The 13,744-nt window shown below is 43.1% G+C and carries 15 protein-coding genes; 12 read left to right on the top strand and 3 right to left on the bottom strand.

What is annotated here, in order from left to right:
• The first annotated feature begins 24 nt into the window (after positions 1-24).
• Entirely contained in the window at positions 25-813 is a 789-nt protein-coding gene (locus VN24_RS00160) for a dihydroorotate dehydrogenase electron transfer subunit (RefSeq protein WP_045668762.1), read from the top strand.
• A complete protein-coding gene (locus tag VN24_RS00155; protein ID WP_193790090.1) occupies positions 810-1,748 on the top strand; it encodes a dihydroorotate dehydrogenase in 939 nt (312 codons plus the stop codon). Before VN24_RS00160 ends, VN24_RS00155 begins: the two co-directional genes overlap by 4 nt.
• A 300-nt stretch (positions 1,749-2,048) precedes the next feature.
• On the opposite strand, the gene VN24_RS27980 is transcribed toward VN24_RS00155, so the two are convergent.
• On the bottom strand, positions 2,049-2,198 hold the full coding sequence (locus tag VN24_RS27980) for a hypothetical protein (RefSeq protein ID WP_238590787.1): 150 nt from the start codon (positions 2,196-2,198) through the stop codon (positions 2,049-2,051).
• A gap of 22 nt (positions 2,199-2,220) precedes the next feature.
• On the opposite strand from VN24_RS27980, the gene VN24_RS00150 reads away from it, so the two are divergent.
• From VN24_RS00150 to VN24_RS00125, 6 genes are all read left to right on the top strand, one after another.
• A complete protein-coding gene (locus VN24_RS00150) occupies positions 2,221-3,087 on the top strand; it encodes an ABC transporter substrate-binding protein (protein ID WP_238590786.1) in 867 nt (288 codons plus the stop codon).
• Positions 3,084-5,162: an iron ABC transporter permease gene (locus VN24_RS00145; RefSeq protein WP_238590785.1), complete on the top strand. Its 2,079-nt coding sequence runs from the start codon at positions 3,084-3,086 to the stop codon at positions 5,160-5,162. Before VN24_RS00150 ends, VN24_RS00145 begins: the two co-directional genes overlap by 4 nt.
• Before the next feature lie 525 nt (positions 5,163-5,687).
• The gene (locus VN24_RS00140; protein WP_238590784.1) at positions 5,688-6,737 is read left to right on the top strand and encodes an ABC transporter substrate-binding protein; all 1,050 of its coding nucleotides are present in this window, start codon (positions 5,688-5,690) and stop codon (positions 6,735-6,737) included.
• Between the two features lie 34 nt (positions 6,738-6,771).
• Complete coding sequence (locus VN24_RS00135; protein WP_082083533.1) at positions 6,772-7,605, top strand: ABC transporter permease; 834 nt, start codon at positions 6,772-6,774, stop codon at positions 7,603-7,605.
• 2 nt (positions 7,606-7,607) lie between these two features.
• Positions 7,608-8,405, top strand: a complete 798-nt coding sequence (locus VN24_RS00130; RefSeq protein ID WP_238590783.1) for an ABC transporter ATP-binding protein — start codon at positions 7,608-7,610, stop codon at positions 8,403-8,405.
• Positions 8,406-8,629: 224 nt separating this feature from the next.
• Positions 8,630-9,427 carry a helix-turn-helix domain-containing protein gene (locus tag VN24_RS00125; protein WP_082083532.1) on the top strand — a complete coding sequence of 266 codons (798 nt, stop codon included), beginning with the start codon at positions 8,630-8,632 and terminating at the stop codon, positions 9,425-9,427.
• 500 nt (positions 9,428-9,927) lie between these two features.
• Here VN24_RS00125 and pyrF (VN24_RS28355) read toward each other — a convergent pair whose 3' ends face one another.
• Positions 9,928-10,437: an orotidine-5'-phosphate decarboxylase gene (gene pyrF, locus VN24_RS28355; protein ID WP_274520404.1), complete on the bottom strand. Its 510-nt coding sequence runs from the start codon at positions 10,435-10,437 to the stop codon at positions 9,928-9,930.
• A gap of 53 nt (positions 10,438-10,490) precedes the next feature.
• Complete coding sequence (pyrF, locus tag VN24_RS28350; protein ID WP_052702707.1) at positions 10,491-10,883, bottom strand: orotidine-5'-phosphate decarboxylase; 393 nt, start codon at positions 10,881-10,883, stop codon at positions 10,491-10,493.
• A gap of 205 nt (positions 10,884-11,088) precedes the next feature.
• Between pyrF (VN24_RS28350) and VN24_RS00115 the strand changes: the two genes are divergently transcribed.
• The 4 genes from VN24_RS00115 to VN24_RS00100 are packed head-to-tail and all read left to right on the top strand — an operon-like array spanning position 11,089 to position 13,743.
• Positions 11,089-11,769, top strand: a complete 681-nt coding sequence (locus tag VN24_RS00115; RefSeq protein WP_052702706.1) for a GTP cyclohydrolase II — start codon at positions 11,089-11,091, stop codon at positions 11,767-11,769.
• Positions 11,766-12,467 (top strand): SDR family oxidoreductase, encoded by a 702-nt coding sequence (locus tag VN24_RS00110; RefSeq protein WP_052702705.1) that lies wholly within the window; start codon positions 11,766-11,768, stop codon positions 12,465-12,467. The genes VN24_RS00115 and VN24_RS00110 overlap by 4 nt, the downstream gene beginning before the upstream one ends.
• Positions 12,464-13,081 carry a dTMP kinase gene (gene tmk, locus VN24_RS00105; protein WP_045668757.1) on the top strand — a complete coding sequence of 206 codons (618 nt, stop codon included), beginning with the start codon at positions 12,464-12,466 and terminating at the stop codon, positions 13,079-13,081. Before VN24_RS00110 ends, tmk begins: the two co-directional genes overlap by 4 nt.
• Positions 13,078-13,743, top strand: coding sequence for a cupin domain-containing protein (locus VN24_RS00100; RefSeq protein ID WP_045668756.1), 666 nt, complete (start codon positions 13,078-13,080; stop codon positions 13,741-13,743). Before tmk ends, VN24_RS00100 begins: the two co-directional genes overlap by 4 nt.
• Position 13,744 lies beyond the last annotated feature (1 nt).

Below are 13,744 nucleotides of genomic sequence, written 5' to 3'. Positions count from 1 at the left end.
ATAATAAGCTGAGGTGCAATGAATATGAAAACGGCAAAGCTGGAAGTATTGTCAAACAAGCAAGTCAGCGACCGTTATTGGCATATGGTCGTTGATGCGTCGGAATTGCAAGCAGAAGTGAAACCCGGTCAATTTTTCAACATCCGCTGTGGCGATGAATACATTCCGTTGTTGCGTAGGCCCTTCAGCATCTATCAAATCAATAAACATGATCAAACGTTGGAGTTTCTTTATTTGGTCAAAGGAAAAGGAACCCAGAGACTGTCCCTAGTTGAACGGGGTGAGAGTCTAGATATTTTTGGGCCAATTGGTAGAGGTTTTAAATTGCAAACGGGTCATGGCACAATTCTTTTGCTTGCTCGTGGCGTCGGTATTGCGACTTTGGCTGCGCTTGCGCAGGAAGCGGCGAAACGGGGAATTCGGAGCGTTGCGATATTGAGCGCCAGGAGCAAAAATGACCTGCTCGCTGCAGAGGTGCTGCAAGGCTTTGGGGCCGGGGTGTATAAAGTGACTGACGAAGAAGGAAATAGTGATGTCTCCTCCGTAACAATGTTGATGGAGAAAATAATGCAAGAGTACGAGATCGAGGCGGCATATACCTGCGGTTCAAAGCGACTCTCCAAGCTTCTTCAAAATCTTACGGCTCAAAAACAAATTTACGCGGAGATTGCTTTAGAAGAGAACATGGGCTGCGCAATGGGCGTTTGTTTTGCATGCGTATGCGAAATCCATGATACCGAAGGTTCTCCGCGTACTGTTCGCATTTGTAAGGAAGGGCCGGTATTTGCTTTAGAACAGGTGGTGCTTACATGAGTAAAATAGTCGATGAATTGTTGAACCTGCAAGTCAAGATCGGAAGTCTTACGTTGCACAATCCAGTCATGCCCGCGTCTGGTGCATTTGGTGAAGACATGGACAATTTGATCGATTTTAACCAACTAGCCGCAGTCGTCCCGAAGAGCATTACAAAGCACCCTCGCAAGGGGAACCTTACACCAAGGGTTTGTGAAGTTTCGGCCGGAATGATCAATTCCATTGGTATCCAAAGCAAAGGCATCGATTATTACTTGTCCAAAACAATACCCTACTATACACGGTTCGATGTGCCTTTGATTTCCAGTATCTCCGCCTATTCAATCGACGAATTTGCAGAAATGGCTGAAATAATCGGCAAAGTGGATAGTGTCGCGGCGTTGGAGTTGAATATTTCTTGCCCCAACCTAAAAGGAAACGGTGATGCATTCGGAATGAACCCAGAAGCGACTCGCAAGGTGCTGCTTCGGGTATTGGAAGTTACCGATAAGCCGGTAATTGCGAAGCTAACCCCAAACGTTACCAATATCCAGGAAATTGCCCTCGCAGCAGAGCAAGGCGGAGCAGATGGATTGAATGTGGCGAATACGATATTGGCAATGGCGATTGATATTCATACGCGTAAGCCAAAAATCGGCAATATTATGGGTGGGCTATCAGGTCCGGCCGTAAAGCCGATTATCGTCCGAATGATCTACCAAGTCAGGCAGGTTACGAAGCTGCCGATTATAGGCTGCGGAGGGGTAATGAACGGCGAGGATGCGATCGAGATGATGTTAGCAGGGGCCAGTGCCGTCCAGGTCGGAACGGCAAGCTTTATCAAGCCTACTGCTATGATGGATATTCTGCAAGAAATTAAGGACTATATGATAAAATATGGAATTAACAATATTAATGATTTGATTGGAAAAATCGAGACGGTTAATGCGGATTAATTTACTTATTTGGGGAATGAGACTGATGGCTAATATAGCAGCGCTGCCGAAACCAATTACGAATTTAATAAGATCATTATTGATTGAATGTAAATGAACTGTTCCGAAATCTGCACTTGATCGCCTAGGAGAGGAAAATCGGCGTTGTCTGGAAGACGAACGATTACAACTGCATCCCCACGAACTGGCTGGAGGGTCTTGAAACCTCCCATTAACACATTTATCAAGAAGATAACGAAATCATGCACAAATTGAAATTTTGGTTAAATATGGAGGGGTAATTATGCTGTTTCGTTCGCGTTATGCTGTTCTCATCTTGACTGTGTTTCTATTCATTGTTGCCGCTTGCGCCAACAATGGGGAATCGGTCTCGGAAAATTCAACTTCATCTTCGTCGAGTACAACTACAAGTACTTCTTCAAAAACATCTTCAAGCACATCTGCCAGCACGACGTCTGAAGCTGCTCCGGAAGTGAAAACGGTCAACGACGCACTGGGCGTTGTGGAAATCAAAGGTGTTCCACAACGGGTCGTGGCTCTGGATTGGGTCTATTTAGAGGACGTGCTGGCGGCAGGTGTGCAGCCGGTAGGCGCGGCCGACATTGAAGGTTATAAGACATGGGTAAAGGTGAAGGTGGCCATCGGACCAGATGTACAGGACGTTGGCGCCCGTTTTGAACCGAATCTGGAGCAAATCGCTGCCTTGAAGCCGGACCTCATCATCGGCGTCAAGTATCGCCACGAGAAAATCGCCGACCAGCTGAAAGCCATCGCGCCGACACTCATTTTCGACCCGTTTTCACCGGAGGAGACCCAAGACCCGTATAAAGAGATGGAAGAAACGTTCATGACGATTGCTGACGTATTGGGCAAAAAGGATGAAGGTCAAAAAATGCTTGACAACCTGAATGGGATGTACACCGAAGCAAAGGAGAAGTTAAAGGATAACAAAGCGGGAGCCAACTATGTTCTATTGCAGGCGTTCTCGGATCAGAATGCGGTAACCTTCCGGATTTTCACGGATAATTCGCTGGCTGGATTCATCTTGTCCAAGCTTGGCATGACTAACGCCTATAAGTCCGATAAGCTTGAAGAGTTTGGTTTCTCGGAGACGAGTGTTGAAACGCTTACGAAGGTGCAGGACGCCAGCTTGATCACAATGATCCAGACGGATGACGAAGTTCTCAATAATTTCATGAAGGACAACCCCGTATGGAAAGGCTTGACTTTTGTGAAGGAAAACCGCATTTTTGCGCTTGGCGGCGATACATGGCCGTTCGGCGGACCGTTATCCGCTGAAGTGTTCACCGAGCGTGTCGTTTCGGTGCTTGGCAAATGAATACTGTAATGAATAACGGCGCAACTGTTTTAAAGTCCAGCCTTCTTCTAATGTGGAGCCGTTATTTGCTGGTGTTCGGCGGGGGGGTAGTTCTCCTCGCCGGCATGTTCTTCCTGAATATTACCCAGGGAGAGGCCGGTATTGGCATTCAAACCTTAATTGATGCATTCGTTGCTCCCCAGGACGTGGCAGATCATCACGTGATCCGAACGCTTCGGCTCCCCCGGGCCACCATGGGGTTACTTGCGGGGGCCGCTCTCGCAGCAGCCGGGACGCTGCTGCAAACCATAACGCGAAATCCGTTGTCTTCGACCGAAACGCTCGGCATCAACTCCGGCGCGTTTCTGGCCGTGAATGCGGCGGCAGTTTTTTTTCCCGCCGCCTTTTCTTCCAATTCGCTGATCGTCGCGTTTATCGGCGGGCTCGCTGCCATTGCCCTGGTATATGCCATGGCCGGAGGCTTAACAGCTTCCCCGGTGCGGCTCACGCTTGCCGGCATGGCCGTCACCTTAGCCATTGGGGCCGTTAGCGGGACGCTGCAGTTAATGTACGAAGAAAATACGGGTCGGCTGCTGGCATGGGGGTCGGGCTCGCTTGAACAAACCAATTGGAGCGGCGTCCGGTTTGCCGTGCCCTGGATATTTCCGTCTGCTCTGATTGCCGTTGCTTTATCCAGATCGCTTGACTTGTTCGAACTCGGCGATGAAATGGCGCAATCGCTCGGGCAGCGGGTACCTCTCGTGCGCATGACGTCTCTTCTGCTTGCCGTCCTTCTGGCGGCAGCGACCGTCAGCGTTGTGGGCGGGATCGGATTTATCGGGCTGATTGCTCCCCACTTGATGCGTTTGATCGGGATCCGGCGCCATTTGCCGCTGCTCATTTCCTCCATGATTTGGGGAGCCATCGTATTGCTGGGCGCCGACACACTGGCCCGAATGGTTGCGGACGGCTCCGACGAATTGTCGGCCGGTGCCGTCACCGCAATCATCGGAGGACCATGGATGATCTGGCTGGCAATACGCGCCCGCAAGGGGGGCGGCCATCTTCAGCGCTCTTCGGATTCTTCAACGCTTGCTTCCCGGTTGTCGGGTCGTACGCCTTACCCTGTTCTGCTTATGGTCCTGGCGGTTCTTTTTGTCGTCATCTGGTTCTTGGGCATTTCCCTCGGAAGCCTGCGACTGCACATTTCGGATATACTAGCAGCGATGGCCGGGGGAGGCGATGAACTGACGCGCAACATCATATTCAACATGCGGCTTCCGCGCATGCTGGTGGCGGCGGTGGCCGGAGCGGCGCTCGCTGCAAGCGGCCTGCTGCTGCAGGGTATCGTGAAAAACCCGCTGGCCGATCCGTCAATTGTCGGGGTTAGTGCGGGGGCTGGCGTAGGTGCGCTTCTGCTCTTGATTGTACTGCCGCATATCCACATCTCGTGGCTGCCTGCGGCGGCTTTTGCCGGGGCGTTCGCAAGCGCGGCAATTGTCTATGCCGTTTCTAGGCGAAGCGGTATGAATCCAGCAATACTTGTATTGGTCGGCGTCGCGGTTTCGGCAATGGGCTCAGGCATCATTCAAATGCTCGTTATTCAAGCCAAGATTAGGGCGAGCGCGGCGCTCTCCTGGCTGGCGGGCAGTACGTACGCCCGTACTTGGGAAGAACTGTGGCAGCTTATGATCTGGCCAGCCGTGCTGCTCCCTGTCGCCTGGTGGCTCTGCCGCAAGCTGGATTTGCTTGCGCTGAGCGATGAGGTTCCGACCGGACTCGGCGTAAATGTCATACGGACCCGGATTTGGGCGGGTATTATCGGCGTCGCTATCGCAGCTGCCGCGGTAGCGACGGTCGGAACGGTCGGTTTTGTCGGTCTGATCGCTCCGCATGCGGCCCGGATTCTTATCGGCCACAACCACCGTCGTTTGCTTCCCGCGACGCTGTTGATTGGCGCATTGCTTCTCATGACCGCAGATTTGGTCGGCCGCCTCTTATTCAGTCCCAAGGAAATCCCTTCCGGACTTGTTGTCGCACTATTGGGTGCACCGTATTTTATTGCGTTGATGAGAAAAAGCGTTGCTCGCAAATGATCCTTATTGCCGCGGAATCAAGACAATCCTCATGTTCGTTTATGCCTTGAGACATGCAACTTGATTATTCAGCTAATGTTGGCGAGCAAGATAAATGGCGTACTTGACTGGCGTTGCGAACCGAAGTCAAATCACCTATTAAAGCCAAGCAATAGAGTAATGACCAGCAGCTATCTTAATTGCTGGTCTTTTTTTGGCAGTCTCGCTTCAGATTACTGAGGATATTATTGGAAATATGTTAATGGTTTTGGCTCTGCAGACATATCTCCGAATCTTAATTTGTCTTTACACACATATTAGATCATTCATTAAATTGCTATAATTGTGTCAGAAAATGTAACAAGCTTTTATTGTGAAAGTGAAAGTATTTCGGGGGGGTGAGTAAATAGACAAAAAACAGTGGGGGATGCTTGGGGGCTTCGGCTGTAAGACATCCTGATTTCATCAACCCCGTTGAATGTCAGGATGATAAAAAATTTTTATTTGGAGGAGATTTCTATTAAACGGTACAGAGTTAGCATGTTAATGGTTGTTGCAATTATGTTTGTTTCGATCTTGGGTTGCGGGAACAAAACAGAACAGCAGACAACAAAGCCGCCGGCTGCGGCTGTGAATGAAAATACTTCATCCGGCGATTTATCGACCACGCTGCCTCCTCCAGAGAAAACAGACATCTCGTTTAGATTGAACTGGAAAATAAAGGGTGAATTCACTCCGTTTTACATCACCCAAGAAAAAGGTATTTTTTCGAAATATGGATTAAACGTGAAAGTTATGGAAGGCAGCGGATCTACACCGGCGCTTCAGGCTGTCGCCCAAAAAAATGACGATTACGCCGTCGTATCCACCGTTGAGCCTTCGCAAGGAATAGCTGAAAATATGCCCGTCACCATGATCGCTTCTTATATGACTAAATCGCCACTCGTTATCCTTTCCTTCCCAGATAAACCAATCAAGACGCCGAAAGATTTGGAAGGCAAAAAGATCGTCATGTCGCCAACCTCTACCTTCACCAAACTGTACGATAAATTTTTAGAAACCAATCAAGTTGACCCGTCTAAAATTACCCAAGTCAAGCTGGAGGCTTCTGCTCGCAATTCGGCTTTTTTAACAAAACAGGCGGACGCCATCGAATGCTTCTCGACGAATGAACTTCCAATGTTCGAGCAGAAGCTGGGCACAAAGCTGGAAGTCATGTTTGCGAAAGATTACGGATTTAATGTTGCAGGCTTGACTCTGGCTACCAATACGGAATTTCTAAAAGAAAATCCAAATACGACCAAACGTTTTCTTGCAGCCATAAACGAAGGAATGGAATTTACGATGAAAAATCCCGAAGAAGCGACGAAAATTATGAAGAAGCTGTTTCCTGAAACGGTGAACGAGGAACTTTTCGTCAATCAAATTAAAAGAACGGCCGAGCTGTTGGATAATACGAATCATCCTTTTGGCTGGATGGACGAAAATAACTTTAAATCGACACTGGATATATTGGAAAGCACCCAACTCATCAAAGCGCGTAAAGATTTGCCTGCATATTATACGAACGATTTTTTGCCCATTGTGACAAAATAATGCATTCTCTGAATTCCAGAAAGGAAAATCATTTATGAGAGATGAACCAATCCAGCTTGTTATACAAGAACAAGTGAGCAATCCAAATAAATGGCGCTTCAAATGGAGGCTCAATTCCCAAAGCATTTCGGTTTCCCTTACTTTGATCGCTCTTCTTGTCATTTGGCAGCTTCTCTATCTTGTATTCTCGATTCCGGAATATCTCGTTCCTTCGCCTATAAGCATTGCCGAACGGTTTATACAGGATGCCGGACCGTTAATGACACATAGCTCATATACTTTGGGAGAAGTGCTTCTCGGGTTTTTCCTGAGTGTCATCATTGGCATCCCGATCGCCATATTAATTGTTCACTCCAAATATTTCGCCAACACGATTTATCCCATTCTGATCGGGATCCACTGTATTCCAATGGTCGCTCTTGCTCCGCTCCTTGTCATTTGGTTCGGTTATGAGTTAAAGACGAAAGTACTGATTGTTTTTCTTATATCGTTTTTCCCGGTCGTGATCAATGCTGTAGTCGGATTGCAGTCGATGGATAAAGAAATGTACCGGTTGGGGCGTTCTATGCGAGCGTCGGAGCTTCAAATTTTCACTTATTTTCGGCTCCCAAAAGCACTTCCAAGTATGTTCGGAGGATTTAAAGTAGGCATTACGTTGTCTGTGGTCGGGGCTGTTGTAGCCGAATTTGTGGCCAGCTCTCAAGGGATAGGGTACCTGCAACTGGTGGCGAACTCTCAATTGGATACGACATTGGAGTTTTGTGCGCTATTCATTCTTGCTGTGATGGGGATCGGATTATTTTATATCGTTCATTTTCTCGAACGTTTGGCGATGCCTTGGTACCAAGACCTAAAAAGGAGGTCGTGAGTTTGAGCGGCAAAACCATCAATTTGGATCAAGTGGAAAAAATATACCAGACCCGGACTGGACCTGTGCAGGCTTTATCCAAAATAAGTGTGAATCTGGATTCCGGTTCTTTTGTCTCAATCGTTGGTCCGAGCGGCTGCGGCAAAAGTACATTGATGAATTTGATTGCGGGATTGGACACGACACCTCATGGCTCCATTCGCATCAATGGGGAGAAAATAAATGGTCCGGTAGACGGCAATGCGGTCGTGTTCCAAAAAGACGTATTGCTTGATTGGCGCAGCGTGATTGACAATGTGCTGCTTCCGTTGGAAATTCAGGGAATCAGCTGGTGGTCAAGACCGAATCGAAAAACCAATAAAGAGCGTGCAAAAGAACTGCTGGAGCTTGTCGGTTTAAAGGGATTTGAAGACAAATATCCGCATGAGTTGTCCGGAGGCATGCGACAAAGAGTTGCGATTTGTAGAGCATTGATTCAAGAACCGGAGCTTCTGTTCATGGATGAGCCGTTTGGGGCACTTGATGCTTTGACCAGAGAACAGATGATGTACGATCTTTTGAGAATTTATAACAAATATAAATTTACTTGTATATTTATTACACACAGTATCGAAGAAGCCGTTTTTTTGTCGGATCGGGTGCTCGTTATGAGCAGCAGGCCGGGAAAGTTGGTTAAAGATATTAGCATCAACCTTCCAAGACCTCGTAATAGCGAATCGAGAAACGATAGTAATTTTACCGGGCATGTGAATGAAATTCGTTCCATCTTTAAAACGCAAGGTATTTTATCCGAAGTATAATAAACCTCTGCCGGCAGGAGCCGGCAACTTCCCCTAACTTGTATACAAATTTGAATGCAGGTGATAAAGTGAATTCAAAAAAATCCAATCTTTTGAAAGGGTGGTGTTAGTTAAGTAATCTATAAGCTTTCTAATCAGTTTAAGGATTTGATTAACGGGGGTGATCCATTTAGTGAACAAGAGAGATAATATTAAAATTTCTGGAATAAAGGGGGATTTAGAAGGTGTATAAAATATATAGTGTAAACACATCCACACTTTTACCAAATTCATCTATTAAAATTAATAATAAAACACGACAGTTAGTGTTCTTAATGACAACAGGCGGGATTAAAGTGCATATTGGAAGAGAAGAAACGATTATTTTACCTGATGGATATGCCTCGCTTTTCAAACTTTCGAATCGTGGGTGCAAGATTGCTGCAACTGATATTAAGGAAAGTTCAATAACAGTACGCTACATTATAATGGATTATTTTACCTATAATTTCAAAGATACTATTATTCTTGATAATTACAAACTAAAAAGGCTCAAATTATCAGAGATTCTTGATAACGTATTTACTGCAAAACATGATCTTTTTGAAAATCTCCAAAAAGCTATGAGATACCTTTTTAGATTGTATCAAGATAAAAGTCGTGAAACTAGGACGGAGATAGTTAAAAAAGAAATAGATAATAGATTAATTATTATCAACCGTTTTATAAGAGAAAACTATAAAAAAAACATTACCTTAAACGATTTAAGTAGGTTGATTGACTGTAATCCGACTTATTTATGTAATACTTATTCAAAAGTTTTTGGAGTATCGCCAATGTATCATATAAATAAGCTGCGAATTAAGGAATCAATGGAAATACTTAAAACTACTGACTTAAGCATCGCTGTTGTTTCAAAAGAGATAGGGTATAATAGTTCAGCTCAGTTTTGTGCATTGTTCAAACGTTTTATTGGCCAAACGCCAACACAATTTCGATTAAACAATGTAAAAAGTTACGGAAGTAAGAGGATAATTAACTGAGTCTAAATTAACTGTGTTGGGTTCTAAATAGTCGAAATCCGCGATAATGAAGTTATCCAGTAGAGTGAATCCCTAAATAGACATTAGAAAACCTTAAGACCTTTTAGGCAATCCGATAAAGGCATTTCGTATAATTATACCAATGAAGCTTTCTGGGTGAGCTGTGAATTGAACTCGATGCTGTACTTTTGCGTTATATTACTTATCCCCCCAGTTATTACAGGGGATAAAAGGAAAAGACTCAAAGGTAATTTTGGAGCTAAAGACGAGGTGGATGGGAAATATTTCGGAACACAAATATTGCCCTGCCGACTCCTTATAGAAAGAAGCGAAAGGGCTGAAAAGTTTACTTTCTTGTTATTATGTCCTTCTAGAACCTTCATATTCGAAACAGTTTGTGCTGATGTGAGAGAATGGGGGTTATCCCTTTACTCTGTATAAATTTAATAATTGGTAAGCCTAATAGTTCACTAATTCAAGAATACGACAAAACTTTTGATTTACCAATGAATTTTGTTTGCCAACTCTAAATTGTAATTAATGTCTTCGTTCATTTTAATAACAGCATCGCGAATCATCTGTCTTATCGTTTCCTCAGATGCATCTATATGCTCACCGAATGCGTAATTAATACTTCTTGAGGCGTTTATTAATGCTCCATATCCATCTGAATTAAATGCATATTTAATGTTCTCACTAAAATCACCCTGAGTTCCGTATCCAGGGACCAAAAATATACAACGAGGCAATTTTTCTCTAAAATATTGTAGATCTTTAGGGTATGAGGCACCAATAACAGCACCAATCGATGAATAGGTATAGCTGGAATCTTCCGCTTGTTGCAAGGATACAATGAGATCGCTAACTTTATCCGTGAGCTTTAAGCCATTTTGCATCTGAATGTCTTGTAGATCTCCGGCCGATGGATTGCTTGTTTTGAGCAAAATAAACGTTCCCGAACTATTTACTTTAGTTGATTCGATAAATGGGAGAAGGCCATCCCTCCCCAAGTAGGGGTTAATTGTTAATGCATCAACCCAATTAGTGCTATATTTCCAAATGTTTACTTTTTCAAAAATGCTTGTGCATAGGCTTCCGCAGTTGAAGAAATATCTCCTCTTTTTGCATCGGCAATAACGATTAACCCTTTTGAATGTGCATATTCAACTGTTCTCCAAAATGCATCTATACCTGAAGAACCAAAGACTTCATAATAAGCTAATTGCGGTTTAACTACCGCTACAAAATCCATTATGGTATCAATAATTAACTGATTGAATTGAAAAATGGCATTACCTGCTGCTTCCGGACCTTGACCAAATGAATTTATTGCTTTTTGAATTATAAATGATGGTATTTTTCTAACATCTGGATCCAGACCTACTACAGCATGGGATTTCTTTAATTTGACTTGTTCACAAATTCTTTCAGAAAAGCTGAGATTAATATTGTTCAAAGAAAATCTTCCTCCTAAAAAAGAATAATAAGGTATCTGTTTTGAATAATGGTATCCTGCAAAGAATCATGCGTCAAGTTTTTTTGAACCGTACTAATATAATTAAGATATTAATAATTTACGTTTTTTGTATTTATAGAGTTCGTTTGTTATATACTTCTAAGTATAGAACCAGAAGGTAATGATCTGATTGGAGGAGATAAGTTTGAATAGCCTCGTTTTTAATCATAATCATTTACGTATCAACAATGTTGTAAAAGGGAGCCTGAATACAAAGTTTGGTACATTTTTTTTATATTGCTTTTCAATATCTAATGATTTTGAAGATGGTGGAAGATCATCCGAACATCTCGCATTAGTAAAAGGTGAGGTGAAAGGATGGAAAGGGCCTATATATTACCGTTTAAATTCTTCATGTATAACCAGCGAAGTATTTGGTTGCGAGCGCTGTGACTGCAAATGGCAGCTTGATAAGGCTATGGAATATATAGCCAAAAAAGGAAGAGGCATTATTACTTATCATGCTAACCACGAAGGAAGGGGATTCGGTCTCGCTGCTAAACTGGAATCCTATAATTTGATGGACAAAGGCATTAATTCTTCGGATTCGTATATCAAAATGGGATTGGGTACTGAAGACCGTAGAGATTTTCGGGTAGGAGCGAAAATACTGAATTATTTTGGTATTCAAGAGGTAATCATGCTTGGGAATAACAAAAAGAAATTAGATGCTCTCGAAAATTCAGGAATTACGGTGGTGGAGAGACAGACATTGATTTATGACGGCGATCAAGAAGATGTTAAGATCTACTTAAGAAACAAAGCCTATGATCCAGAGCAGGACCTACTTAAAGCAAATTTAGGTTTGGCTGGAGGTAGCATTTGAAAACAATATTAGTAACTGGATCTAGTGGTGATATCGCTTCATCACTAATTGATGGTTTAGATGGAAGAATATATAAAATAATTGGTCTGGATATTAAGCCCAGTAAATCGCAATTACATCAATTTTATCAATGGTATAAATGCGATTTATCAAGCAGCGATAGCATTACCGAATGTTTGAGGCATGGTATAGGAGCGCGGTTGGAAGAGATAGATACAATCGTTCATCTAGCGGGGATTTATCCGAATACTCCGATAGAGGATTATGATTGTGATTTATGGGATAAAGTTCATGATGTTAACGTGAAGTCTCTTTATTTAATTGTTAAGTATATTGTTTCACGCAAAACTACACAATTAAAAAATATAGTTATAGTTTCATCAACCGCCGCCAAAACCGGCAGCAAAGACCCGGCTTACTCATCGTCCAAGGCTGCTTTGATTGGCTTGGCTAAAAGCTTAAGTGTTTCTCTTGCAGACCGAAATATTAGGGTGAATACAGTTCTTCCCGGAATAATTGATACTTCAATGTCACAAGTCCAATCCAAGGAAAGGAAACAGTTCCATAAAGAAAAGACGCTTGCCAAATATATTGGAAAGCCTCATGAAGTGGCAGATGTTATCACATTTTTGTTAGATGACAGGTCATCTTATATTTGGGGTGCATCAATAGATGTAAATGGAGGAATGACATTGTGAGTGGCTTGTTGATTGCTGTATGCGGTTTAGATGGGGCTGGAAAAACGACACAAATTTCATTGCTAAACGATTGGTTTTTGATTAAAGGCAAAAAAATACTTCTAACTAAACAACCGACGGACTACTATCGTAATGATACTAGGGTGCGAGAATACTTGGATCATGGGATATGTCCTAATATGAAGGCGATAGCATTACTTTCAGCAGCCGATCGAACATGGCACATGGCAAAAGAAATTGAACCGGCCTTACATAATGGAGTGCACGTAATATCCGATCGATATATTTATAGTTCCTATGCATTTTTCAGAACAAGAGGCCTGGATTATGACTATTTGGACAACATTTATGGAACATTAAAGAAGCCAGATCTAACGATTTTTCTCGACTTAGAACCCGAAATAACATTGAAAAGGGTAATGGAGCGAGATGGGAATGAAAATATGAAATATGAAGAAAAAGATACGAAAGTATTCGAACAAGTTCGGTCATCATTTCTTGAAGTCCTCCCCAAAGATACGTTATTTATTAATGGAGCGCTTGAAAAAAACACGATTCATGAACAAATCGTACATCGTGTCGGCATCCTCCTGGAGACGAGGTTGGTACCATGATTGCAATAAATGATTTTATGGAGCTGGTTCGTCAAACCAATGCACTAACAAATAAGGAAAATGAAGAAGATCTGTGTCAACTTGTAAAGAACTATGCAAATTTGGAACAAGTTATGGATTGGTTGAATGGGCTCGTTGAATGTAATAATGAGGAACAAACTCTAAAATTAGCATCCCTAATGGAGCTTCATCCCTTGGGCTTTGAAAAGTATGTAATATGGAATGACAATTTTGATGGACCGCGCATGCGACTCCATTACTGGCCAGAAAATAAGTGGCCATTTGAAAGTATACATGATCATCGATTCAATTTTTGTTCAACTATTTTATGCGGCAGTTATACACATGAAACCTATAATGTTAAACAAGGGAACGGAAACCATGTTGAGTTGGAATTAACGGGGAGTACTCTAATGAAAAAAGGGGATGTTTATTATTTCCCTGCAGGCATGTTTCATCGAGTATTGCCATCTGATGAGATGACCTTATCACTAATTATTCGAAGTGAAGCAATACTGCCATATTCTAGAGTCGTTGACCCGAGTACAAAGATACTTCGCAATGCATTTGGAGCAAAAAATAAATTCATAGAGAGAATTTCTAATCTCACACAGCAGTTATCGAAAACGAAAAGTGGCTTGATTAGCGGCGGAGGCAATTAAG

This window comes from Paenibacillus beijingensis, from assembly GCF_000961095.1.
Classification (GTDB): Bacteria; Bacillota; Bacilli; order Paenibacillales; family Paenibacillaceae; genus Paenibacillus_O; species Paenibacillus_O beijingensis.
The sequence above is the reverse complement of the archived record's forward strand: the minus strand, read 5'-3'. Positions and strand labels throughout refer to the sequence as shown.